Here is a 24,285-nt window from a genome sequence, read left to right on the forward strand (position 1 = left end):
GCAGGCGGATCAGATCCGGGATGAGGCGCAATTCTCCGTTTTTTGCGGGAAAATGGTTTGCGGAGTACGGTGTGGCATGATCTGCGGCTTACTTTGACCCCTGGAAGATCCGGCAAATGAAGAAGATTTTGTTCCTTACTGTTCTGTTCCCGGCGGTCGCCGCGGCGCAGGCTCCGTTGCAGAGTTTTCTGAAAGCCGACAGGTCTCTGGGGCAATATAACCCGCTTTCTGAATCGGTAAATGTGGGTATTTTCCCTGAGACTCCGTCTTATGCGGGTATGCAGTATGCTTCGCCGGTCAAGACGATATTGCAGAATAATCCGCCGGTTCACGCGTGGGATGTTCCGGCTGACATGATCGGGTCCGGGATTCCGTGGGGGCAGGTGGAAATGCTTGGCGGTCATCGCGCTGACGACAAGGCGTTTCACTGGGTGTTCGGTCAGCCTGTCGCCGGTGGTCTTCAGGCTGTTGTGGATGCTGTTTATATGAACGGGATGTCGGCGGGCCAGGGGTCCGGTGTGACGGCGGGGGGATGGTCCGGCATTGTAAACTATCCGGAACTGGATGCCGTGGCCCGGGAGGAGCGCACGGGTTCGGCGCCTCCCCGCTTTATTGCTTCATCGACGATCAGGGATCCGCAGGGCAACACTCATGCGGTCACATTCAGCCGGACGGGCGCATCGTTTACACCGGCTCTTCCTGCTTACTGGGCAAAATTTCTTGTCAAAGGCATGAATGTATCAAGCAATGAGGTTGCGGCGCAGAAAAAGCGGCTCTGGCAGAACAGCTGGCTTATGCCTTATCTGACCAGTTCGGGGAGTGACGGGAAATTTACCCGGCCGATCAATACTTATTTTGGCACGATTGCGGGCTGGCACACGAATACTGACGGGACAGTGGACAGTATAACGCTTGATAATGGGTGGGGAATGCTGGGGCAGGTCTATTACGGGCTGGGTTCCGCGCCGCATACGCCCGGATCGGAGACACTGGATAATTCGGCGCCTTCGCTTGATCATTTCTTTACGCATGTAAACAGTCCGGCTGTTTTCTTTGGTCTTTATACGAAAGCGTTCCCTGAATATCAGCTTTGTCAGCTTGACTCACCGGGCGGATCACATGGGGATATCAACAATCCGAACGGAAGCTTTGGCAATCAGGTCAATCAGTGTGCCAATGAGTGGGATTTCTGGAATGAGAAACAGGATGATTATTCCGGAACTCTTCAGGGGCTGGCGCTTGATTTTAACAGCCGTTCGGCATTGACGAAGGACTCGTTCGGAATTCTTCTGTCTGGTGGGGGAAAACTGCCTCAGGGGTTTCTTTCGACCAATCTCGACAATAATGCGGCTGCTTATACGGCGCTTGGGCCGGGCGGGCTTGTTACGGCGTTATTTCAGCCATCCGATCTTGGAACTTTGCCTGGTTCGTTCAGTGAACTTGCGAATTTTGGTTTCGATACGAGGCCGCAGGGCAATTATACGGGGTATGTTTCGGTTACTCAGGTTCGCGACCAGAAGATGACGGAGCGTCCTGAGAGTTCCAACTATGCTTCGCAGTCAATTCATATTCAGTATCACGACTCTAATGGCGGGCAGAATATTTCTCCGTCTGCGAATGTTCCGTGGGACCCGGCATCGGGCGCATCGGGCGGTCAGGTGGTATTTAATCCGAAGGGATATTATCATGGTATCGGGATAGGGGCCGGGAATAACGGTTATGATCCGAACTATGGTCTTATTGTTGCGGAAAACGGCACTGTTTTATTACCCGGTGCAAAAATAGAATTTACGAATACGGGCGGGGACGCGGCGGGCGGTCTGCTTTATAATAAAGAGCAAAAATCTCTTTATTTTACGACACCCGCCGATTTCACAAAACCTCTGACTGTGGAAGCGAATGCCGAACTGAAAGGGTCAGTTTCCGTGAAGGGTGTTCTGAATGCGAGGGCGCTGATTATTCCGTATGGGACGCCTGCGAAAGGGGCGCCGTGCGCGAACGGGCAGATGATGATGGATGATACGAATGAATATGCCTGTCATGCCGGCAGGTGGAGATATCGTTCTGAAGGAAAAGAATGGTGAGCGGAGAAGGAGCGGTATCTCTGTTCTGAGTGTTCGGTGACGGAGAGGCCCCTTGATTCGATATCTCTGTAAGAATTTTGTTTATAAATTATAAATATGTATTTTGAATATTGAGGCGTTCAGAAGAATATGGAAGCTAAACTGTGAGCGGGACCGGAACCACGGGCAGCGGTAACAGTAAGGCAGTCGTACTGTTCAGTGGTATTCATCTTTTCGCTGCCATGCGGGATTTCGGGACTGACACTGTCTTTGTCACTTTTAACAACCGGGCTGAGACGCCGTCTGCGGACGCACCGGAAGATCGTTTCTGGGCGGACACTTTCTTTGCGAAGCTCGGCTATTCGGCGATCGGTATTGTCAGCCGGGCACCGAACTGGTTTCCGCCGGATGAGATGAGTGCTGTGGCGGAGGCCATCCGCCCACGTTTACGCGGCAAGCGTGTCGTCACCTATGGCAGCAGCATGGGCGGTTATGCCGCGCTGAAATTCTCGAATCTGCTTGGCGCCGGTCTGGCGCTGGCTTTTTCGCCCCAGTGGTCGAACAACCCGGCGGATGTCGGGACATTCGACTGTCGCTGGACTTCGCTTTACGACCCGGCATTGCAGGGAGGGGTGGCGATTACCGCCGGGGATCTTCACGGTAAATGCTTTATCTTTCTCGATCCGCACGAGAGGGAGGACCGGGAGCATGGCGATCGGCTGACGGCACTTCCCGGTGTGACACGCATTGTCGCGCCATTTACCTGGCATGCCACGCTGGGTCAGCTGATCAGCAGCTCCGGTAAAGAAAGCCGCCAGCTGATGGAACTGGCGACTGACCCGCGAACCGGCACGGCTGAAAGGTTCCGGCAGCTGTTCCGCGTTTCGCGCCGGACCAGCAGAAGCTATCATGAGACGAAATTTCACTGTGTAGCATCCCGGCTGGAGCGCGGCGGGACTGCCCGTTTCCATGAACTTGCCGGCCTCTGCGCGGATGAGGCCACGCAGGAGGCACGGCTTCTGAAAGGCGTCATGCTGTTCCTGGACGGAGAGCCTGAAGCGGGTCTCGAACTGGTGCAACGGGAAACGCCGTCCGGCCTGCATCACATCCATGTCTCGTCGCTGGAGCGCGTTCTGCGGATTTATCGGATTCGTGGCTTCGTGGAGGGCGAGATACTTCTGCGCCGCGCGCTCCGCGACCGCGAGCCGGAGAATGGTCTGGGACGGCTGAATTTTGCTGGTGAAATGGAGGCGCTCGGCAGGCCTGAAGCGGGGATCGCAGATCTCATCGCTTTGTGCCGGGAGCGGGATGTCACGCCGTGGCGAGAGGAAATCGGCCATTTTGCGCGAAGAGTAAACAGCCGCGAACTGCTTGTCGCTCTGCTGGGTGATGATCTTATCTTTGATGGCGCGCAGGTAAGCGTCGTCTCACAGATGACGGACTCGGAAACGGTGGTCATCGTCTTCGATGGCACTGAGGGCCGAATGCCGGATGAGTTCGAAGGGAGCCGGATCTGTCACCGGAGCGGGCTGTCGGTGATTGGTATCCTGTCTCCTTCCTGGTTTCCTCCGGATGAGATGGAGCGCGCTGTTTCTGCGATTGCGGAGCGGACTGACGGACGACGCGTTGTGACCACCGGGCATCATGTCGGTGGCTATGCCGCCTTCAGATACGCGTATGCTCTGGGTGCGGAGCTGACTGTGGCTTTTGCGCCGCGTTTTTGCAGGGAAGGTGCAGGACGGGGTGATGCCGGTGGTCCGATCGAAAGCGCTGATCTTCCGGCACGTGGCCTGATTGTCTCCGACCCGCGCCAGCCGGATGACAGGTATCATGCCGAACTGATCGCGGCGCGGGGCAGCATTACGATTGTTCCGGCCCGGTTTACCTGGGGCTCGCCGGAACGCTATTTCGCAGGCGTGAATGAGCCGCGTCTTCCTGAGCTGTTCAGGGATCTTTCTCAGGTGACAGCGGCGAGCTTACGCCAGGCACTTCGTGCGTCCCGGCGTCAGGCGGAAATTTACAACTACGTACTATATTATGATCTTCTGCACAGGTTTGAGACGCGGGGAGATTTCCGGGCGCTTTTCCGCAGCCTGGTGTCCGGAAGCGACGGGGCTGACCATATTCTGGCGGACGCGCTTCTGATGCAGTTTGAAGACCCTGGTGAGGCGCCTCTGCTAAAGCTTCGCCGTGTGCTCGATAATCCGCATGCACAGTACGATTCCCATCGGTTCTGGGCGCTTTACCGGAAATCCGGCTGGCGTGAGGGCGCGCTGGCGCTGGCGCGCGCGATGCACCGCACCGATGCGGGAAATATCGACGTTCGTATCATGCTGGTTGCGTCCCTGTTTGACTTAAAAAAATACGACGAAGCGCTTATCGTTCTGTTTTCAGCTCTGCCGATCGAAGATCGCCACAGGGCGCTGATCCGGGAAATTGCGGAGACTCTGGTCGATAATCAGAGGAACGCCCTGTAATCATCTGTCCGGATTTCGGAACTGTCATTGAGGGATGGCGGTGGCGGCGCCCCGTATCATTATCGCCCCTGTATCCTCTGATGTGTGCAGACCTTTCCGGGCTCACACACGCATCGAAGAGGGTCGTGCGTGTTGAATGGTCCGATGAGGTTCTGACAGACAGGGGCGCCATCGCCGGGCTGCCTGCTCCCCTGCAATTTACCCGTTATGAACGACGTTGCTCTCTGTAAACATTCTGAAAAAAAGCAGGCTGCGGGAAGAAATGGTGTCAGGTATTACCCGCGCACTGACAAATGAAAGCGCGTGGTGTAAAGATCCCGGTATTGTCCTGATGAAGATATCGACGGGCGTGCGCGGGAAATCGTTACGTTCAGTTTATAATTAATGGAGTTATGATGTCTCGCCGCTGGCTGCTTGCTGTTCTTCCTTCTTTGGTCTCCGTATTTCCGATGCATGTTCTGGCGGCGGAGCCGTGGGCGCCGGTTGATCCGGGCCGGATGTCGGAGGTGATAAAGGTTCTGGCGTCGCCGGAGTTTGAGGGACGGTCGCCGGCGACGGCGGGGGAAGACAGGACGGTGACGTGGCTGATCGAGCAGTATCAGGCGATCGGTCTTGAGCCGGGCGGAGAGAATGGCGGGTGGACGCAGACGGTTCCGCTGTTGCGGACGCGGGTGGGAACACCGTCGCTTCTTGAGGTGGGAATGGACGGGTCTTCCGTGAGGCTTGTATCCGGAAAGGATATTTATCTCTCGACGATTTTACCGAATGAGCGGATTCAGCTCAGTGCGGTGCCTCTGGTGTTTGCGGGGTATGGGGTTCATGCGCCGGAGCGGAACTGGAATGACTTCAAAGGTTATGATCTGCGGGGGAAAATTGCTGTTTTCCTTGTGAACGATCCGGATTTCGAGGCGGCGCCGGGAGAGCCTGTCGCGGGGCGGTTCGGCGGGCGGACGATGACGTATTATGGTCGCTGGACTTACAAGTATGAGGAAGCGGCGCGGCGCGGGGCTGTCGGGGCGCTGATTATTCACGATACGGCCGGAGCGTCTTATCCGTGGTCGACGGTGATTGCGCCGGGGGGCGAGACGTTTGACATTGCTCGTGACGACAAGGCGCAGAAACCGCTTGCGTTGCAGGGCTGGCTTGAGGGGGAAGCGGCGGCGCGTCTGTTTGTGCGGGCGGGGCTTGATCTGAAGGTTTTGCGGGTCCGGGCGCGCGATCCGGGGTTCCGGCCTGTTGAGCTGAAGGGCATGGGGCTGACCGTGGATGCGCCGGTTGCGGTGGCGCGGTTGCAGAGCCGGAATGTGATCGGGAAGATCACGGGCGCGAAATATCCTGATGAGACCGTGATGTATGGCGCGCACTGGGATGCGTTCGGGATGAGCACGGATGCGGCGGGGAAAACGGTGATGCGGCCCGGGGCGATTGATGACGGGTCGGGGATTGCTGCTGTTCTGGAGATTGCGCGGGCATATCGGGCGGGTGTGAAGCCGGATCGGACGGTGATGTTCGCGGCCTGGACGGCGGAAGAGCGCGGGTTGCTGGGGTCGTCCTGGTATGCGGCGCATCCGCTGGCGCCGCTGGCGAAGACGGCGGCGAATTTCACGATCGATGTGTTGCAGATGGCGGGGCCGGCGCACAATGCGTTTGTGGTCGGGGCCGGTCAGGACACATTGCAGGACGATCTTGCGGTTGCTGCGCGGGATCAGGGGCGGGTCATGCAGCCTGAAGCGCGCCCGGAGCGCGGGGCGTTTTACCGGGCGGATCATCTGCCGTTCGCGCGGGCGGGGGTTCCGGTTGTAGCGATGATGGATATGGCGGGGCCGTATGATCTTGTGGCGGGCGGAAGTCAGGCGGGCGAGACGTGGTTACAGAATTACATGAAGTGTTACCACCAGGCATGCGATACATGGAGTGCATCGTGGGATCTGCGCGGGGCGGCGGAGGATACGGCGCTGGTTTATGCGGTGGGGCGCCGGGTGGCGTTTTCGCATGACTGGCCGCAGTGGAAGGCGGGATCTGAATTTGCCGCTGTTCGGGCGGAGACGGCAAAGGAGCGCGGGAACTGATGCGGGGCAGGTCTTCAGGGACGTGCGCGGCAATTTGAGCGAATGCTGTATTAATGTTTTTTTAACGATAATACTTTGGTCTGATGTGGTTGTTGCTGGCTGTTTTCAGGCACTGTATTGATGCCGGAGGAAAAGGTGCCTAGATTTTCCTGCGGGGACAGACAGGGGCAGGCTGCATGACGAACGATATTCTTCCATTTCATCCGGATCTTGTTATGAATCCGGAGCCGCGCTGTCCGTGTGTTCTTGTTCTCGACACCTCCACCTCGATGTCGGGGTCGCGTATTCAGGCTCTGAACGAAGGGCTGAAGCTGTTTCAGCAGGAGTTGCAGTCCGATCCGCTTGCCACGCAGCGGGTTGAGATTGCGACGGTGACGTTTGGTCCGGCGCGGCTGGAGCAGAATTTCGTGTCTGCGCAGCGTTATATTGCCCCTCATCTGACGACGGGCGGCAATACGCCGCTGGGCGATGCTGTTCTTCTGGCCTTGCAGACCCTGGAGCAGCGCAAGGTGGATTATCGCGAGGCGGGGATCGGGTATTATCGTCCCTGGGTGTTTCTTGTGACAGACGGCTCGCCGACGGATAGCTGGCACGCTGCCGCCCGGGCGATTCATGCCGGAGACAATACGGCGAGCAAGAGTTTCAGTTTTTTTGCTGTCGGGGTTGAGGGCGCGGACATGCAGACGCTTTCGGCCATTTGCAGCCCGGCGCGTCCTCCTGTTCCGCTGAAGGGGCTGAGTTTCCGGGAGATGTTTTCCTGGCTGTCGAGTTCTCTGAGCGGGGTGGCACATTCGCAGGTCGGGGCGGCGGTTCCGCTGTCGGCGCCGATGGGCTGGACGGAAGTCTGATCGTGATGGCGTGGCGGAAGGGCGCCGCCTGTGTGATCGGCACGAGCCATCTGCGTAAATCCCTGCCCTGCCAGGATTCCGCGGCCTGTCTGTGCTGCGAGGACCGGGATGGCCGGGCTTATCTGGTGGCGACGGTGAGTGACGGCGCGGGAACGGCTGCGGAAGCGGAGGCCGGCGCGACGACGGCGACGCGGGTTTTTATCGATTATGCGAAACAGCGGATCGGGCAGGCATCGGCCTTTGTAGCGGATGAGGCGTTCTGGTCGGAGGTGATGACGAACATTCGGGATGCCATCGAGGATCATGCCGTGCTGAATGAACTGAGCGTGGCGGATTATGCCTGCACGTTTATCGGCTGTGTGATCGGGCCTGAGCGTTCGGGGTTTGCTCAGGTTGGTGACGGGGCGATTGTGGTGCGGGAGGGTGACGGGCTGGTGCCGGTGTTCTGGCCCCAGCACGGGGAGTTTGCGAACCAGACGTTTTTTGTGACCGAACCGGATGCGATGGAGAATTTGCAGGTTTGCGGTCGCGGGCGGGTTGATGAGCTGGCGCTGTTTTCGGACGGGATTGAACGGCTGGTGCTCGATTTTACGGAGGAGCGGGTGCATGAGCCGGCGTTCCGGTCGATTTTTCAGTGGCTGAGAGGGCGTGAGGCGGGGTCGGACGAGGCTGTTGCCGGTGTACTTGAGGCGTGGCTGGGGTCGGAACAGGTCAACGGGCGTACGGACGATGACAAAAGTCTGATCATTGCGACACGCCTGATGCCTGACGGCGTCTGAAATGCAGGCACGGGTCGATCAGGCGGGGAAGCCGGTTATTCTTCCTCAGAAACTGGCGCAGGGTGGCGAGGGCGCGGTTTTTACGGTGGAAGGGCGGCCGGATGTGGTTGCCAAGCTTTATTCATCGGCGCCGGCACCGGAGAAGATTGCCAAGCTGGAGGCGATGACGGGGGCGGCGACGGCCGGGCTGACGGAGCGGACGGCGTGGCCGCTGGAGGTGCTGCGGCGGCCCGGGCGGGGGGTGGACGGGTTTCTGATGCGGCGCATTGTGAACGCGCATCCGGCGTTCACGCTGACCGGACCGGCATTACGGAAGCGGACTTTTCCTGATCGGGACTGGGGATTTCTGATCGGCGCGGCCCGATCGGCTTCTTCCGCCTTCGATGCTGTTCACAGTGCCGGGCATGTGATCGGGGATGTGAATCCGAACAACATCGTTTTCAATGCCGACGGTGATGCGTTTCTGATCGACTGTGACAGTTTTCAGTTTACGGAAGGCGGGCACACCTGGACGTGTCCTGTTGGCGTGACGGAGTTTCAGCCACCGGAATTGCAGGGTCAGGCGGATTTTTCGCGCATTATCCGCACGCCGGATCATGATCGTTTCGGGCTGGCGGTTCTGATTTTTGAGTTGCTGTTTCTTGGCAAACATCCTTTTGCCGGGCGGGGCGCATCGCCGCAGACGGGGGATGCGATCCGGGATTATGCCTATGTTTACGGGCGTCACTGGCCGTATGAGCGGCCGCCTCTGACGCTGCCTCCGGGTGCGGTTCCGCCCGCCTTGCTGACTCTGTTCGAGCGTGCGTTTTCGCGGGAAGGGACCGGCCGCCGGCCTGCGGCTCTGGAATGGACGCGGGTGCTGGCGCAGATGAATCTCGATCTGACGTCCTGTAGTGTGAGTCCGTTGCATCGGTACTGGATGCAGGCGCCAGGCTGTCCCTGGTGCGAGATTGAGAAGTCTCTGCGACAGCCTTTGTTCGGTGAGGCGCCCCGGCGTGAAGTGGTGCGGAAGCGCCGGGTGCCTGCCGGTTTGCAGATCGGGGAGGAGCCGCGTCCCGCCGAGCAGAAAATGACGGTTCTGTGGGAGCATTTCAGGACGATCCTGCCTGCGGGAGCGCCTCCGATCCCCCCTGCCCTGCCCCCTTTGCCGACGCCTTCGCCTGGTGGTGTGGAAGCGGGGAAGGTCAGGCAACTGAGCCGGTATGCGACGATTGTCGTATTCGGGCTGGCGCTGGCTGTTACGCATATGGTGTTCGATGCGGGTCTGCTGACGGACGGCGCGATTTTTCTGCTGGCCTGCCTGGCGTATTACCGGACCGGCTCCCGGGCTGATCGGGATGCGATGGCGGTTCTGCGCAAATGCAAAAAGGACTATGCGCAGTTTCTTGCGGGCCTCAATGCAACGGATGCCGGAGAGTTTAATAATTATTCAGAGAATTTAACGAATCTGCATCAGAAATGGCTTGAAGTGTCGGAGGAAGAGGAGGCGTTGCTTCGGGAATGTGTGAAGCAGGCGCGGGAGACAGGTTTGCGGCGCTTTCTGTCGAACCAGCGGCTTGAGGTCGCGACGATTCCGGGAATAGCTCAGGATGAAAAGCCGCCGATAACGGGAGCAGGTTTCAGGACCGCAGCGGACATTACGTCTCAAAAGCTGAATCAGAATCCGGGGCTCGAAGTGGTGACGCAGAAGCGTCTTCTGACCTGGCGCGAGTCCTGCGAAAGACGGTTTGTTTTTGAAGTTTCCCATGTGCCACCGGATCAGATTTCAGCCATCGCGAAGGATTATACGCGGCGACAGCGGGCCATTCAGTCTGCGTTTGAAATGGAGCTGGCCGAATTCAAAATCGCGAAGGCGGTGATTGTGGAGAACCGCGAGGACGCTATGCAGAATATCCGGATCGCGGGAAACTGTCTTCAGGCGGCGAGGAGCGAGGCGAAGGCGCGACGGCTGGTCTGACCGGGCCTCAGTGCAGCCAGATGGCGGCGGCGGCGGTCAGGGTGAAAGCGATCAGGGCGAAGGCGGGCCGTACGCGGATGAGTTCGGCGATGAGATGCAGGCGGGGGGCGGCCAGCAGGAGTGCCAGGGCGACGATGGCGGCGAGCGCGTAGCCGGTCCATTCCGGAAGGGATGGCGCTGCGGTTTCCGAGGTATCGGGGGATTGCGGTGTTTCCCCGGGAAGCGCCGGCGCCGGGGAGGACGATTCAGGAGAAGGATATGCGTCCGGTTCGGCTATGGCGGGTAGTGTGCCGGCGGGCGCTGTTTCCGGTTTGGGCGGGATGATATCGGCGGCTTTGAAGTAGAGCGGCGCCAGGCCTTCCTGGGGCGGCACCAGACGCATAAGCACGATCAGGCCTTCGCCGGAAATCTTTTGCCAGTGAGTGTCGGGGGGGATGCGGAAGCACAGATTCTGTGAGACGCGGGTGTCGGTCAGTTCGTCACGCGCCGGTCCGGGAGGGGTGGTGATGACTTCCCGCATGACCTGATAATCCGAGCAGCCACAGGAGCCGGTTCGGATGGCGTAAAATTCGTTCGTGTCGGGGAGCCGGGCGTGAGCCGCGTGACTGCCGGCGCACAGAATGACGAGGATGGCAGCCAGTCCGCCCGGCGAATGACCTGATCTGCTTCTCATAACGTGGGCGCTCCGGCGACCTCTTGCGTGGTGCCCGGAGTTCATGTGCTGATCGGGCTGTCGGTGGCGAGGATAGCCCAGCGTTCATGATCCCGCCACTGCCCGGCTATTTTAAGGTAGCACGGGGAAAGGCCTTCCCTTCTGAAACCGGCGCGGCGGGCCAGGGCGATGGAGGCTGTATTGCCGGGCTGGATGTTGGCTTCCAGCCGGTGCAGGCCGATGTCGCTGAAAGTGTGGGCGATGACCTGTTTCAGGCTGGCGGTCATGAAGCCGCGACCGGCATGGGATTTCATACCGTAATACCCGAGATACGCGCTTCTGAAGACGCCCCAGACGATCTGGCTCAGGGTGAACAGGCCGACGATCTCGCGGGTCTGCGCGTGTCTGGCGACGAAGCCGAGGCCGGGGCCGGTGAGGATCTGGCCGTACCAGGTGTCGAAACCGGCTTCATCGGTGAACGGTTCGGCCCAGGGGGCGTGGTAGTCGCGGCTGGCCTGATTGGCGCGGATGAGCTCGGGTGCGTCGGCGCATTTTACGGGGCTGATGAAGATGTCGTCGCTGGTCATCGGGCGGGGGTAGCATGGGCAGGGGGCTGGCGTGAAGGAAGGGCTCGATGAAGGGTTTCAGCAGGTGTCGAACAGGGCAAGCTGTGTGCGTTCGGTGGCCTGATCCTGCGCGAGCAGGGCGGACAGTGTGACTCCCAGCAGCCGGACCGGACGGGAGAGCGGGAAGAGTGTTTCGAGGGCTGTTCCGGCTGATGTGAGCAGGTCTTTTTCGCTACTGACCGGATCGGACAGGGAGCGGGCGCGGGTGACGATGCGGAAATCGGTATATTTCACTTTGACGGTGACGGTGCGCCCTGTGAGGTGTCTTTTGTCGCAGGACGCCCAGAGCTTTTGCGCGATACGTTCCAGCGCCGCGAACATTTCGTCCTGAGAGGCGATATCGCGATCGAAGGTTGTTTCCGTTCCGATTGATTTCCGCTGGCGGTCGGGATTGACGGGGCGGTGATCGATTCCGCGCGAGATGCCGGCGTAGAAGCTGGCCGAGCTGCCGAAACGGGCTTTCAGCATTCCGTCCGCGCAGGCGCGGAGATCGGCGCCTGTGCGGATTCCGAGGGCGTGCATTTTTCTGGCTGTTGCCGGGCCGATGCCGTGGAAACATTCGACGGGAAGGCTGGCGGCAAAGGCTGGTCCCTGCCGGGGTGTGATGACGAACAGGCCGTCCGGTTTTTTCTGTTCGGAGGCGAGTTTGGCCAGGAAGCGGTTGTAGGAGACGCCGGCTGAAGCTGTCAGTCCGGTTTCGGCGCGGATGTCGGCCCGGATTGCCTGCGCGATTTCGGTTGCGGAGCCGTATGCGCCCAGGTGGTCGGTGACGTCGAGATAGGCTTCATCGAGGGACAGGGGCTGGATAAGGGGGGTGTAACGGGCGAAGACGTCGTGGATCTGAGCTGACACGGCACGGTAGATTTCGAAGCGCGGTTTGACAAAGATCAGTTCGGGGCAGCGCCGTTTTGCCATTGTCGAGGGCATGGCGGAGCGCACGCCGTAGCGTCGGGCCTCGTAGCTGGCGGCGGCGACCACGCCCCGGGCCTCGCCTCGCCCCACGGCGACGGGTTTTCCGCGCAGCGACGGGTCATCGCGCTGCTCGATGGAGGCGTAGAAGGCATCCATGTCGATATGCAGGATGCGGCGCACGGGGTCTGGCGGGGAAAGGTCCGACATGGAGCGATCCTGCTCGCGAAATGAGAACAAAACAAGATCGTCCGGTGATTTATCTGCTCTGCGGAGATGCGGCCGGTCCCGTCGGCCGATACGTTCACGCAATATTAAGCCGGACCGGGTTCTGTTCTCTGAAATTCTTCCCGTGCATCGCATCCTTCGGGCAATGAGGACATCACTTGCGCTGGCAACCTCGCAGACGCGCCGAACCGGCACGCGGGCTCAGAACCGCGGCATTGCTGACTCTGGTTTTCATGATGATGGCGGCTGCGACGAGGTTTCTTTGCACGGACTCCGTGGGCTACAGTGCGATCTGGCCGCCCAACGCCATTCTGCTGGTCGCTCTGCTTACCCTGCGCGCGCGGCTGGCGACGGGCGTGCTTGCCGTCTGTTTCCTGTTCAATCTCTTCATCAATCGTTTCAGCGCGCTTTCGCCGTCTGAGGCTGTGCTGGCCTGTGCGTTCAATCTGTTTCAGGCCACAGTCGCCGCGTTTTTCACCCGGAGATTTTGTGGCGGGATAACGGACCTGGCGCGGCTGAGGCGGTTTCTGACGTTTACGGTGATTGCGCTGCTTGTCTCGGCGCTCGAAGCCGGGATTGGCACGGCGATTGAAAGTATCTGGCTGGGTATCCCGGTCAGAGCCTTCGCGGAATGGTTGCAGTGGGTTCTCTGTGACACGCTTGGACTTCTGATTGCGACGCCCGTGGTTCTGACGCTGGTGCGCGGCTGGAAGAAGGGGCTCCCGAATTCCGGCGTGCTGGCCGAGCCGCTGACTGTGGGGGCGTCGTCGATTGCTCTGACGGTTTTTGCCTTTTCGTCTCCGCAATGGGCTTTTCTGCTCTGCATGTATCCGGCTCTCGTCTTTCTGGCGTTTCATGCTCATGGCGCTTCGATGAGTATCGCGATGTTCTGTGTTTCACTCTGTGCGGCGGCGCTGACGGCGCATGGTATCGGCCCGGTGGCCGGTCTGGAGCCGGGGCATCCTCTGATACGCGAGATGATGCTGCAATCGTATCTTTTCTCGCTTGTTCTGACCGTGCTTATGGTGAACAGCACTATTGGAGAAAATCGTCGTTATACGAGACGTCTTTCACTTATGAAGCGCAATCTCGAATATCTTGCGACGCATGATTCCCTGACATCTCTGATTAACCGGAGCTGTTTTCAGAGCCGGCTGGCGCTTGCCCTGGAGAGAAGATCCTGCGGCGCGTTATTTCTGATCGATGTCGATTATTTCAAGCAGATCAATGACAATCTCGGCCATCATGTCGGGGATGAATTTCTGAAGGAATTCAGCCGGCGGATGCTTGATTTTCTTCAGGCGCACGATACGGCGCCCGCGCGATTTGGGGGTGATGAATTCGCGGTTATCATTCCGGGAAAATTTTCGCCCCGGACTATTGATTACCTGTGCGGGGCGTTCATCAGGGATCTGCTTTTGCAGCCTTACCGGCTGGCGGAGACGGAATATCGGGTGACTGCCAGTATTGGCGTGACGCTGTTCGGCCCGGAAGACGCCCTTCGGGGGACGGGTGAGATCATGCGTCAGGCGGATATTGCGCTTTATGCGGCAAAGCGGGCCGGGCGTAACGGTTACCGTCTGTTCTCGCATGGGGGCATGTCGGATATTCTGCCGCATGCGGGGCTCATCAGGCAGGCGAATGTTGCGGCGGCTCCGGTGGTTGATGCCTGAGTGTGACAGGTCCTGGCTGTTCCGGGCCGGGAGTGGAATGTTGGAGGGCGGGACGGATGATGCCGGAGTGGCGGGAGAGGATTTCAGTCATACAGTTTCCGACAGCGGGCTGTGCTCCTGTCCTGTGGCGGAGCGCAGTCTTGCGACGTCACGGGCCGGGGGTGTTCCGAAAAGGCGTCGGTAATCGCGGCTGAACTGGGAGGGGCTTTCGTAGCCGACGGCGAAACCGGCTTCGGCGGCGTCTTCTCCGTCTGTGAGCAGGCGTTTTCTGGCTTCCTGGAGGCGGATGCGGGTGCGGTATTGCAGCGGGCTCATCATGGTGACCGCGCGGAAGTGACGATAGAACGAGGGCGTGCTCATGCCTGCGGTTTTCGCGACGGTATCGATGTCGAAGGCTTCGGCGTAGTGGTCGCGTATCCAGGCGATGGCGCGGCTGATCTGTGAAAGATAGCTGTCGGCGAGGGCGATCTGTCGCAGCAGAGCGCCCTGTTCGCCCTGAAGAAGACGCCAGGCGATTTCCTTTTTGATCAGCGGGGCGAGAACGGGGATATCGTCCGGGGTATCGAGCAGGGCCGTGAGGCGGGTGGCGGGGCAGAGAAGATCTTCGGTCAGTGTGCTGACGGCGACGCCGGCGCCTGTGCGGGCATCGGATGGTGTGATGGTGAGGAGGAATGTGGCGATCTCGGCGGGATCGAGGTCGAGGCTCAGGGAGAGGTAGGGGGCGTCGGCGGTGGCCTGGGTGACGCAGCCGGTGACGGGAAGATCGACCGTGGCAATCAGGTATTTTTCAGCATCGTAGGTGAAGGTATGGCTGCCTATGATGACCTGTTTGCTTCCCTGGACGACGATGCAGAGGCGGGGCCTGCAGATGCAGTCGGCAGGCAGGGTCTGACATTCGGAGCGGAACAGGGTCAGGCCGGGAAGTCTGGTTCGGGTGTGGGGCTCCGTGGCGTGGCGGAGAATGGTGTCGCGGAGCATGGCGAGGTGGGGACGCATCGGTCGGACTTTCTGTGCTGCGGTGGCGTATGATGTGACGGGTTCGGGGGCCGTCGGGGCGGATGGAAGTCACGGCTGTCTGACGGACGGGTTCGGGGGCTCAGGACAATCACGGAGGCATGGTCCTGTAAAGGCGGCTGTGTCTCTTCTGTCGGGTGTGTGATTGAATCGGGCAAGAACGGGATTGGATTCTGCTATCGGGTTCGGGACTATAACGGCAGGATTGGCGGGCGGGACTGATGCGCCGTACCGCGTGCTGACAGGATTGTTCAGGAACCTGCGTGGGATACGGCGATTTCCGAGGGAGGAAACGACCATGAAATATAATCTTCTGGGTCAGACGGGGCTGCTGGTTTCGGAGCTGTGTCTGGGCACGATGACGTTTGGCGGCGGTGCTGGCATCTGGACGAAAATGGGGGCGTTGCAGCAGCAGGCGGCGGACGATCTGGTTCGTACAGCGCTTGATTCCGGCGTCAATTTTATCGACACGGCGAATGTGTATTCCGGCGGGCTGTCGGAGGAGATCACCGGGCAGGCTTTACGGAATCTGGGCGTTGCGCGCGACGACGTTGTTGTGGCGACGAAGGTTCTGGGGCCGATGGGGGACGGGCCGAATGCGCGGGGGGCGTCGCGGGCGCATATTCTGGCGCAGGCGCGGGCCAGTCTGAAGCGGCTACAGCTTGATCACATCGACCTGTATCAGATTCACGGGGTTGATCCTCTGACGCCGGTTGAGGAGACGATGGAGGCTCTGGACACGCTCGTTCGCAGTGGTGACGTGCGATATGTGGGCGTGTCGAACTGGGCAGCGTGGCAGATTGCGAAGGCGCTCGGGATTGCGGAGCGGAAGAACCTGGCGCCGCTGCGATCCTTGCAGGCGTATTATACGATTGCGGGGCGGGATGTGGAGCGGGAGATTGTGCCGATGCTGCTGTCAGAGCGGGTCGGTCTGATGGTGTGGAGTCCGCTTGCGGGCGGGTTGCTGTCGGGAAAGTATCGTCGGGACGGGACATCGGTTTCCGGTGACGGGCGGCGGGCCAGTTTCGACTTTCCTCCGGTGAATCGTGACCGGGCGTTTGATGTGATCGATGCGATGCGACCGGTTGCGGAAGCGCATGGATGCAGTGTGGCGCAGGTGGCGCTGGCCTGGCTGCTGCATCAGAAAGTTGTGACCAGTGTGATCGTCGGGGCGCGGAATCCGGAGCAGCTTTCTGATAATATCGCGGCGACGTCCGTGACTCTGAGCGATGAGGAACTGGCTGTGCTGGATAAGGTCAGCGCGTTGTCACCGGAATATCCGGGGTGGATGATTGAGCGGCAATCGGACTATCGTGCGGGCGGCATTGTGGATGAGCCGAAGAAGACTGTCTGAGAAAGATTTAGAGGTATTATTATGTTTTCATGTACTGGTTATGCCGCGATGGCGGCGGATGTGTCTCTGAAGCCGTTTGCGTTTGAGCGTCGGGACACGGGGCCGGAGGATGTCCGGATCGAAATTCTTTATTGTGGTGTCTGTCATTCCGATCTGCATCAGGCGCGCAACGAGTGGCAGAACACGATTTATCCCTGTATTCCGGGGCATGAAATTGTTGGTCGGGTTGCGGAGGTCGGGGCTTCGGTGACGCGGTTTCGCAAGGGCGAGCTGGTCGGGGTCGGGTGTCTGGTGGATTCCTGTCGAGAGTGTGCGAGCTGCAAAAAAGGCCTTGAGCAGTATTGCGAGGTCGGATTTGTCGGCACGTATAATGGCGAGGACCGGCAGGGGCGAGGGATTACGTTTGGCGGGTATTCGCGGGCGATTGTTGTCGATCAGGGCTTTGTTCTGAAGATTCCGGAGACGCTCGATCCGGCGGCTGCGGCGCCGTTGCTGTGCGCGGGGATTACGACGTGGTCGCCGCTGCGGCACTGGAAGGTCGGGCCGGGGCAGCGGGTTGGCATTGTCGGTCTGGGCGGGCTTGGTCATATGGGCGTGAAGTTTGCGAAGGCGCTCGGGGCGGAGGTGGTGCTGTTCACGACCTCGCAGAGCAAGGTTGCGGACGGGATCAGGCTGGGGGCGCATGAGGTTGTGCTGTCGAAAGATCCGGCGGCGATGGCGAAGGAGCGCGGGCGGTTTGATTTTATCCTTGATGCGGTCGCGGCTGATCATGACATCAATGCGTATCTGGATCTTCTGAAGCTGGACGGGACGCTGGTGCAGGTTGGTGCACCGGAGACGCCGTTGCCGGTTTCGGTGTTCAGTCTGCTGATGAAGCGGCGGAATTTCGCGGGGTCGCTTATCGGGGGGATTCCGGAGACGCAGGAGATGCTGGATTTCTGCGGTGAGCACGGGATCACGTCGGATATCGAGATGATCCGGATGGAAGAGATCGAGGTGGCGTATGAGCGGATGCTGCGGTCAGATGTAAAGTATCGGTTTGTGATCGATATGGCGTCCATGCCTGCCGGCGCGTGAGGCCGGGATGAGAGTAGCGGGCTCTGCCCGGACCTGACAGGGAGCGCGGCTTCCTGCACCCTGGTGTGTTTCCTGTAAAACGGTTTGCAAAGGTCTTTGATTTTTGCGGGGTTTCAGGGCAGAGCCATTTCCTTGTCTGATTGCAGGTCGGGGATGTTCCCTGACTGTAAAAGAAGCTCTGACATCAGGGGAAGCTGCTATCCGTCCGCCGAAATCTTCTCGTCCGGGTGCCGACGTTACCGGGGCGATCTGTGCCGCCGTGGCCTGTATTCCTGCCGGGTGGGTGGCCACATACGTGCAGATTGCCGGCATGGCCGGGCTGCCCGGACGGTCGCGGCTTGTCGGCCATGTTCTCCGGCACCTCGATCCCGCTGTAAAAATTCCATGGCATCGCGTGGTCAATGCGAAGGGCGAGGTGTCTTACGCGGTATCGAGAAACGGGAGTGATGCTGTTCAGCGGACCCTGCTGGAGCAGGAAGGTGTGATCTTCGATGATCGGGGGCGCATTGATCTGAGCCGGTGGCGCTGGCCTGCTTCGCTGATGTAATCGGGGAAAAACGTGGTTTCCGGGCTGTCGGTCTGCCGGTAAACAAACCGGTTTCCAAAGGCCGTGGCCTTTGGTGGGTTTCAGGGCAAAGCCCTGAGAAAAACAGCAACAGTTAAAAAGAACAGGGCTGGTAAAGCGATGCGGAGTTAACCTGCGGCGGACTTCTTTCAGACTCATGCGATCATGGACACGACTCAGGGCTCTTTCGTTTCAGCTTTTCCGAAAATCTGTGTCAGGTGGGCTGCGTACTGCGCCAGGGTATGATCGATATCGGGGGATTTGACGACGTCTGTGGCCTGAAAGGTTGGCAGGCGGGTCATGGCGAGAAATTCGTGAGCTTTGTGGAAGGGAAAGAAAACGGCGTCCTGGCCTTTGCCTTCGAAGAGTTGGGCGGGGTCGGTGAAGGCTTCCCCGGGGGCGTTCCAGGTGGCGGAGATCATGTAGCGTTTGCCATCAAGCAGCCCGCCGGAGCCGTATTTGCGTTCCGGGTGGGCGCGGCTGCGGCCGTCGCTGGCGTAAAGTTTTCCGTGGCCGGCGGTGAGGACTTCATCGAGGTATCTCTTGACGATCCAGGGCGTGCCCATCCACCAGGCGGGGAACTGGTAGATCAGGGCGTCGGCCCAGAGATAGTTTTCGACTTCGGTTTCCGGGGTGTAGCCGGCATCGATGGTGGTTTTGCGGATGGCGTAGCCGGCGGCGGCAAGCTGGTCGGCGGCGGCATCGTGCAGGGTTGCGTTCAGGCGGCCGTGGGAGTGGGCGAAGGCTTTGCCGCCGTTGAGGAGGAAAAGGTTTTTCATGGTTGTCCTCGTGATGTTTCGGGGGAGCGTTTCGCGCAGTGTTACGTCGTTTGAGCAGAATGGCCAGACCTGCCGTGCGGGTAGTGTGGCGGGACCGGGCATGCGGGAGAGATTGTTCCGGTTTCGTCTGTCTTCTGAACTGTGTCGGGTGTGTTACACTGATGTTCCCTCCCCTGTCTTCGCGGGTACATGTCTGTGTCCGGGGCGGCCTGATGTGGCGGGGCGTTGCGGCAATGCAGGCGTATTCGGACGTTTTTAGGAAAACCGGTGTTTTTACGGCAACTGACTTATCTGATCGCGCTCGATCAGTATCGGCATTTTTCCAGAGCGGCGGAGCATTGCGGCGTGTCGCAGCCGGCGCTTTCGGCGGCGATCCGGCAGCTTGAGCATGAGCTTGGGGTGACGATCGTGCGTCGGAACCGGCGGATGTTCGGGCTGACGCCTGAGGGGGAGCGGGTTCTGGCCTGGGCGCGGCAGACGGTGGCGGATCTGGACAGTCTGCGGCAGGAGGCGGCGTTTGCGCAGGATGTGGCGGGCGGGTCGATTTCGCTTGGCGTGATGCCGCCGGCGATTCAGGTCGTGCCGCTGTTGCTGGAGAGTTTACGGGCTGCGGTTCCGGCATTGCATGTTGAGGTCACGGTTTTTTCGAGCAGTGACATTCTGCGGGAGCTGCGGGAGCATCGGATTCAGCTTGGGCTGATGTATCTCGATCAGGTGCCGGTAGACGGGGCGTTCGAGACGCGGGAGATGTATGCCGAGCAGCATGTTCTCGCGGCGGCGGGCGGGATAGTGCTGCCGGGGCGCGGGGCGTGCGACTGGGCGGCGGCGGCGTCTGTTCCGCTGTGTCTGCTGAGTCGCCCGATGCGGAGCAGGCAGATGGTGGATGCGTGTTTCCGGGAGGCCGGGGTGTCGCCTTCGGTGATGCTGGAGACGAATGCGCTGGAGCTGCTTCATTCGGAAGTGCTGTCGGGTCGGCTGGCGACCATTCTGCCGGTGGCAGCGTTACCGGCGGGGGCGCCGGAGGGCGGACCGTTGCAGGTGCGGCGGCTCGATCCCTCCCCTGCTCCGGGGGTCGGGCTCGTGCGGGTGAAGCAGACGGTTGCGACGGCGCTGATGGTGCGGGCGTGGGAGATTGTGTCCGGGCTGTCGCTGGGCGAGGCGTTTCGGTTTTAGGGGGCCGGGGGCTGGAGTTGCGAACGGATCGCAAAAATGGCAGCGCAGCGGTGTCTGAAAGGATGGCTCTGACCTGTGACCAGTTCGATCACCGCTCTGACTACGCTTATCACGCAGGAACGCCTGTCGATCATGCGGCTGGTTCAGCGTATTGTCGGCACCCGGGAGACAGCTGAGGATATTGCGCAGCTTCTGTTCGAGAAAGTTCAGAAGATTGATGAGGCGTCGGAGATCGCCAATCCGCGCGCCTGTCTTTTTCGTCTGGCATCCAATCTTGCGATCGATCATGCAAGGCAGGCGAAGAGACGTGAAATGCTCCATGCCGGGATTCGTGATATTTTGTGGACAGAGGATGCCGGGCTGTCACCCGATCAGCAGCTCAGCGATCGGGAAGAGCTGAAACGGGTTAAGGACATGATTGCCGATCTTCCCGAACCGACGCGGACGATATTCTGTCTGAACCGGTTTTACGGGCTTTCCCAGACGGAGATTGCGCGACGTTATGGCCGGTCGCCCACGATTGTGAATCGTCATATTCAGCGCGCTCTGGAAATTCTTTCCCATGTGAGGGACAGACGCTGACGCGGAAAAAAGAGTGTCCGGTTGCCTGCTGGTGTGGAAAAGCTTCTTCCGCCGGCGTCATTTTCCGGAGAGCAGGCGCGGAACAGAAACAAGCGTGAACACAGACCCGTCATCTTTTCGTGGGTGAACCCGGCTGGAACAATCATAAGGAGACAGGCGGCCTTTTCGAGTATCTGTTTTCACACTGGTTCAATTCTCACCTGACGTTTCAGCAGACATTCCGTTATGAGGAATCGAAGGCGAATTTCAGCTATGCGACATCATTTCAGCCCCAGACCGGAACCGATGCTCACGGGAATACTTTCAAGCCGACAAAAGGCACGCAGTACGAAGCGGGTCTGAAATATAAACCGCGTGGTTTTGACGCGCTGTTTACGGCTTCGGCGTTTCATATCGACCAGACGAATGTTCTGACCCAGGACCCCGATAATCCGGATTTCTCTATACAAAGCGGCAAAGTGACCTCGAAAGGGTTTGAGGTCTCGGCGCAGGCCAACGTGACAAAGGATCTTCGTTTTATCGCGTCTTATACATATGACGATGCGCGTTACAGCAGCAGCAACGACACGGCGATCCCGTATTATTACGATCCGACATCAGATTCCGTCGGTTATCACATGAGAGCAGGCACCGCGACTTCGTTGCAGGGAAAATATGTCAATGCCGTTCCCCGGAACATGACGTCGCTGTTCGTCAATTATGCGTTGCCGAGAGGGATGGTCAGGGGGCTTGAGTTCAATTTTGGCGTTCGTTACGTGGGCTGGACGTATGCGAATACGGCAAACTCCTTCAAGGTCCCGGCTTTCATCCTGTTCGATACAGGCATGCGTTATGACTTCGGAGAAGCCACAGCCTTTCTGAAGGGTCTGGTCGGTCAGGTTACGATTTCCAATCTGACCAACAAATATTACATTACGTCCTGCGCAACGACACAGTGTTATATCGGACAGGGGCGGCGTGTTTACGGTAATCTGAGTTATCGCTGGTAATACCTGGTTATGATCATTCGAGAAAACCTTATGCCGGCAGGTATCAGACCGGGAAAAGGAACTGACGCAGGCGGGTGTCTGCGTGTGGAGAAAAGGACAGTGAATGGCTGTCGATGCTGATGACCGGGGTCAGGGACAGAGCGTTGACCAGCCAGGCGGCTGTCATTGAAGAGATATCTTCCGGTCTGACCGAGGTTTCCCGAAGCAGGCCGCTTTCGCAGAGACGCGACCGCGCGATCCCGGGGAGCGGGCCGTCCTGCAATGGCGGAGTTAAGAAAGTGTCGTGCATCAGAAACAGGATATTGGCCGTTGTGCTCTCGGCGACGGCGCCTGTGGTGGCGAGCAGAAGGGCGTCGTCCAGCCCGGAGGCGGCGGCTTCCATGCGGGCCATGATGAATGGGAGACAGGCCAGGGATTTGACGCTGCTCAGAGGGGATTTTTCGTCCTTTCGATAGCGGCTTGTGCCGAGCCTGACGGGAGTGGACGGCTTTTGGGCGGCGGGCGCTGTCCGGATGAGGATTGTCGGTCGGACAGGCGATGTGGGAAGGACACCGCGCGGGCCGCAGCCGCGTGTGATGGTGAGGCGGAGTGAGCCATTTGTCAGGGCTGAGGCCTCAAGCAGATCGGTCATTGCCTGTTGCAGAAGGGAGAGGTCGGGAGGCGGAAGCATGAGGGTCCGGCACCCTTCCGCCAGTCGTGCCAGATGACGATCCGGATGGCAGACTTTTCCTGACGCCACACGCATGGTTTCAAACAAACCGTCACCGAGCAGGAGACCGCGATCATCGGGGGCGATACGGGCTTTTTCGAGCGGGAGGATTGTGCCGTCGAGCCAGACGGGATCTGTCACTGGGCTGATCTTTCCGGGTCTGCAGAGAGGCATTTCAGGAGAACGCCTTCAGGAGTGGCGTGGCTTTCAGCACCATTTCATCGTATTCCCGCGCGGGATCTGAGAGCCAGGTGATGCCGCCGCCCGCGCCGATCGAGAGACGGTCCTGATTCTCCCTGACGAGGCTGCGGATGATGACGGAACTGTCCATGGCGCCGTCATGACTGATGCGAAAAAGGCTGCCGCAGTAGGCGCCCCGGGCAGAGGTTTCGAGCTGGTCGATGACTTCCATGGCGCGTTTCTTGGGAGCGCCGGTCACGGAGCCGGGCGGCAGCGTGGCTTTGAGCAGATCGATGGCATCCAGTCCGGGGCGAAGGCGGCCTTCGACTTCCGAGACCAGGTGAAGAAGATGTGTGAACTGTTCCACTTTTGAAAGCTGCGGCACGGCGACGGAGCCGAGACGGGAGACGCGGCCTATGTCATGTCGCATCAAATCGGTGATCATCAGGTTTTCCGCCAGTTCTTTTTCATCGACGGAGAGAATTTCGGTATTTCTCCTTTTATCCGCTTCTGTTTTTCCGGCCGGAGCCGTTCCCTTGATCGGGCGGGTTTCGATGCGGCCTTCTGCCGACAGCGAGATAAAGCGTTCGACCGAGGCGCTGAGCAGGGACACGTCCGGTGTTTTCAGCCAGGCGCCGAATGGAGCGGGCGAGGTGGCGCGCAGGGCATGGTATGCGGCGCGTTCATTAAATCCGGCTGGCCGTTTCGCGAACCAGCGCATGGTCAGATTGGCCTGAAAGATATCGCCTGCTTCGATGAATTCAATGATTTTGCGAACGGATTTCATCCAGTCTTCCCGATCCTGGTCCGGGATGAAACAGAGCGGTGGATTCACTGGAAATCCGGATCGCGGTGTGAAATCCGGAGGGGGATTCCCGGCCTTGCTGATCCAGCGGCATCGTTTTTCCCGTCGGTCGAAGGCAAGGACATCTGTGAAAGAGGCGGCCAGGAAGGATGGCGTTCCGGAAGGATGCCGGGATGAAAGATCGTTCTGTTTCAGACCGCTTTCATAAGAGGCGAGCCCGATCACGCCGCCGGAGAAAGGCAGGTCCGGTTCGCTGTCGGAGGCGACGGCGGTCTGCGCGATCTGCCGGAGGTGCTGCCAGGGATCGCCGATGACGGGATGATCGTTACGCAGGAGAGTATGGCCGCTGAGAGTGAGTGTTTCGGCCGGGGACAGGCAGAGGAAAGACCAGCGCGAGCGGGTGCTGACGATTTCGCCGCCGCTGTCGAGATATGCGGCCCAGGGGTGGGCTTCCATGAGAGGCAGCACGGCTTCGGGTGAGCGCCACGGGAGTTCGGTGGTGGTCAGGGAGGTGTCTCCTGTTGCGGGATGTCGGAGCGGACGCTACGCGGCGGCACGGTCTGTCTGCGCCATTCTGAAGGAACTTTCAAAACCAGCGGATTTTCCGGCTCCTTTCGGAGACCGCCTGGGGAACCGGGGCCGTTTATCCACGTCTCCCTGTACGGGAAGGCATTCCTGACATTCGGGGACGGTGGTCGTGCTGTCACGGCATCCTCCCGCACTGCCGCCGGGAATCGGCTTTGCTGGATGCAATTTAATGTTGTTTTTCGACATACT

Annotated in this window: 20 protein-coding genes; 13 read left to right on the top strand and 7 right to left on the bottom strand. The window is 59.6% G+C overall.

The window, feature by feature from the left end; genetic code table 11:
• The first annotated feature begins 116 nt into the window (after positions 1 to 116).
• From GOB90_RS14415 to GOB90_RS14440, 6 genes are all read left to right on the top strand, one after another.
• Entirely contained in the window at positions 117 to 2,084 is a 1,968-nt protein-coding gene (locus GOB90_RS14415; RefSeq protein ID WP_146890273.1) for a hypothetical protein, read from the top strand.
• 143 nt (positions 2,085 to 2,227) lie between these two features.
• On the top strand, positions 2,228 to 4,540 hold the full coding sequence (locus tag GOB90_RS14420) for a hypothetical protein (RefSeq protein WP_146890270.1): 2,313 nt from the start codon (positions 2,228 to 2,230) through the stop codon (positions 4,538 to 4,540).
• A 392-nt stretch (positions 4,541 to 4,932) separates the two neighbouring features.
• Positions 4,933 to 6,609: a M20/M25/M40 family metallo-hydrolase gene (locus tag GOB90_RS14425; RefSeq protein WP_146890267.1), complete on the top strand. Its 1,677-nt coding sequence runs from the start codon at positions 4,933 to 4,935 to the stop codon at positions 6,607 to 6,609.
• A 176-nt stretch (positions 6,610 to 6,785) separates the two neighbouring features.
• The gene (locus tag GOB90_RS14430; protein WP_146890264.1) at positions 6,786 to 7,457 is read left to right on the top strand and encodes a vWA domain-containing protein; all 672 of its coding nucleotides are present in this window, start codon (positions 6,786 to 6,788) and stop codon (positions 7,455 to 7,457) included.
• Positions 7,458 to 7,462: 5 nt separating this feature from the next.
• Positions 7,463 to 8,236 (top strand): PP2C family serine/threonine-protein phosphatase, encoded by a 774-nt coding sequence (locus GOB90_RS14435; protein WP_146890261.1) that lies wholly within the window; start codon positions 7,463 to 7,465, stop codon positions 8,234 to 8,236.
• A 1-nt stretch (position 8,237) separates the two neighbouring features.
• Positions 8,238 to 10,193 (top strand): helix-hairpin-helix domain-containing protein, encoded by a 1,956-nt coding sequence (locus GOB90_RS14440; RefSeq protein ID WP_146890258.1) that lies wholly within the window; start codon positions 8,238 to 8,240, stop codon positions 10,191 to 10,193.
• Between the two features lie 7 nt (positions 10,194 to 10,200).
• Here GOB90_RS14440 and GOB90_RS14445 read toward each other — a convergent pair whose 3' ends face one another.
• The 3 genes from GOB90_RS14445 to dinB are packed head-to-tail and all read right to left on the bottom strand — an operon-like array spanning position 10,201 to position 12,590.
• The gene (locus GOB90_RS14445; protein WP_146890254.1) at positions 10,201 to 10,866 is read right to left on the bottom strand and encodes a hypothetical protein; all 666 of its coding nucleotides are present in this window, start codon (positions 10,864 to 10,866) and stop codon (positions 10,201 to 10,203) included.
• Between the two features lie 41 nt (positions 10,867 to 10,907).
• Complete coding sequence (locus GOB90_RS14450; protein WP_146890251.1) at positions 10,908 to 11,432, bottom strand: GNAT family N-acetyltransferase; 525 nt, start codon at positions 11,430 to 11,432, stop codon at positions 10,908 to 10,910.
• Positions 11,433 to 11,489: 57 nt separating this feature from the next.
• Positions 11,490 to 12,590, bottom strand: a complete 1,101-nt coding sequence (gene dinB, locus GOB90_RS14455; RefSeq protein WP_146890248.1) for a DNA polymerase IV — start codon at positions 12,588 to 12,590, stop codon at positions 11,490 to 11,492.
• Between the two features lie 176 nt (positions 12,591 to 12,766).
• Here dinB and GOB90_RS14460 point away from each other — a divergent pair, with 176 nt between their 5' ends.
• Complete coding sequence (locus GOB90_RS14460; protein WP_146890245.1) at positions 12,767 to 14,281, top strand: diguanylate cyclase domain-containing protein; 1,515 nt, start codon at positions 12,767 to 12,769, stop codon at positions 14,279 to 14,281.
• An 87-nt stretch (positions 14,282 to 14,368) separates the two neighbouring features.
• On the opposite strand, the gene GOB90_RS14465 is transcribed toward GOB90_RS14460, so the two are convergent.
• Positions 14,369 to 15,277 (bottom strand): AraC family transcriptional regulator, encoded by a 909-nt coding sequence (locus GOB90_RS14465; RefSeq protein ID WP_146890242.1) that lies wholly within the window; start codon positions 15,275 to 15,277, stop codon positions 14,369 to 14,371.
• 316 nt (positions 15,278 to 15,593) lie between these two features.
• On the opposite strand from GOB90_RS14465, the gene GOB90_RS14470 reads away from it, so the two are divergent.
• The 3 genes from GOB90_RS14470 (at position 15,594) to GOB90_RS19275 (ending at position 18,273) form a co-directional block, all read left to right on the top strand.
• Complete coding sequence (locus GOB90_RS14470; protein ID WP_146890239.1) at positions 15,594 to 16,649, top strand: aldo/keto reductase; 1,056 nt, start codon at positions 15,594 to 15,596, stop codon at positions 16,647 to 16,649.
• Positions 16,650 to 16,670: 21 nt separating this feature from the next.
• Positions 16,671 to 17,726: an NAD(P)-dependent alcohol dehydrogenase gene (locus tag GOB90_RS14475; RefSeq protein WP_146890235.1), complete on the top strand. Its 1,056-nt coding sequence runs from the start codon at positions 16,671 to 16,673 to the stop codon at positions 17,724 to 17,726.
• A gap of 103 nt (positions 17,727 to 17,829) precedes the next feature.
• Positions 17,830 to 18,273 carry an MGMT family protein gene (locus tag GOB90_RS19275; protein WP_242012056.1) on the top strand — a complete coding sequence of 148 codons (444 nt, stop codon included), beginning with the start codon at positions 17,830 to 17,832 and terminating at the stop codon, positions 18,271 to 18,273.
• Positions 18,274 to 18,467: 194 nt separating this feature from the next.
• Here GOB90_RS19275 and GOB90_RS14485 read toward each other — a convergent pair whose 3' ends face one another.
• Complete coding sequence (locus GOB90_RS14485; RefSeq protein WP_146890232.1) at positions 18,468 to 19,070, bottom strand: NAD(P)H-dependent oxidoreductase; 603 nt, start codon at positions 19,068 to 19,070, stop codon at positions 18,468 to 18,470.
• Positions 19,071 to 19,337: 267 nt separating this feature from the next.
• Here GOB90_RS14485 and GOB90_RS14490 point away from each other — a divergent pair, with 267 nt between their 5' ends.
• The 3 genes from GOB90_RS14490 to GOB90_RS14500 all read left to right on the top strand — a co-directional run bounded on the left by GOB90_RS14490 (position 19,338) and on the right by GOB90_RS14500 (position 21,814).
• Positions 19,338 to 20,243, top strand: coding sequence for a LysR family transcriptional regulator (locus GOB90_RS14490; protein ID WP_146890229.1), 906 nt, complete (start codon positions 19,338 to 19,340; stop codon positions 20,241 to 20,243).
• Positions 20,244 to 20,318: 75 nt separating this feature from the next.
• Positions 20,319 to 20,825 (top strand): RNA polymerase sigma factor, encoded by a 507-nt coding sequence (locus GOB90_RS14495; protein WP_146890226.1) that lies wholly within the window; start codon positions 20,319 to 20,321, stop codon positions 20,823 to 20,825.
• Between the two features lie 119 nt (positions 20,826 to 20,944).
• Positions 20,945 to 21,814: a TonB-dependent siderophore receptor gene (locus GOB90_RS14500; RefSeq protein ID WP_146890221.1), complete on the top strand. Its 870-nt coding sequence runs from the start codon at positions 20,945 to 20,947 to the stop codon at positions 21,812 to 21,814.
• A 43-nt stretch (positions 21,815 to 21,857) separates the two neighbouring features.
• Here GOB90_RS14500 and GOB90_RS14505 read toward each other — a convergent pair whose 3' ends face one another.
• Both GOB90_RS14505 and GOB90_RS14510 read right to left on the bottom strand, forming a co-directional pair.
• Positions 21,858 to 22,664 carry an aminotransferase class IV gene (locus tag GOB90_RS14505; protein WP_261765988.1) on the bottom strand — a complete coding sequence of 269 codons (807 nt, stop codon included), beginning with the start codon at positions 22,662 to 22,664 and terminating at the stop codon, positions 21,858 to 21,860.
• Positions 22,665 to 22,698: 34 nt separating this feature from the next.
• Positions 22,699 to 23,976, bottom strand: a complete 1,278-nt coding sequence (locus tag GOB90_RS14510; protein WP_261765987.1) for an anthranilate synthase component I family protein — start codon at positions 23,974 to 23,976, stop codon at positions 22,699 to 22,701.
• Positions 23,977 to 24,285: the final 309 nt, after the last annotated feature.

The sequence above is a fragment of the Acetobacter oeni genome, from assembly GCF_011516825.1.
GTDB lineage: Bacteria > Pseudomonadota > Alphaproteobacteria > Acetobacterales > Acetobacteraceae > Acetobacter > Acetobacter oeni.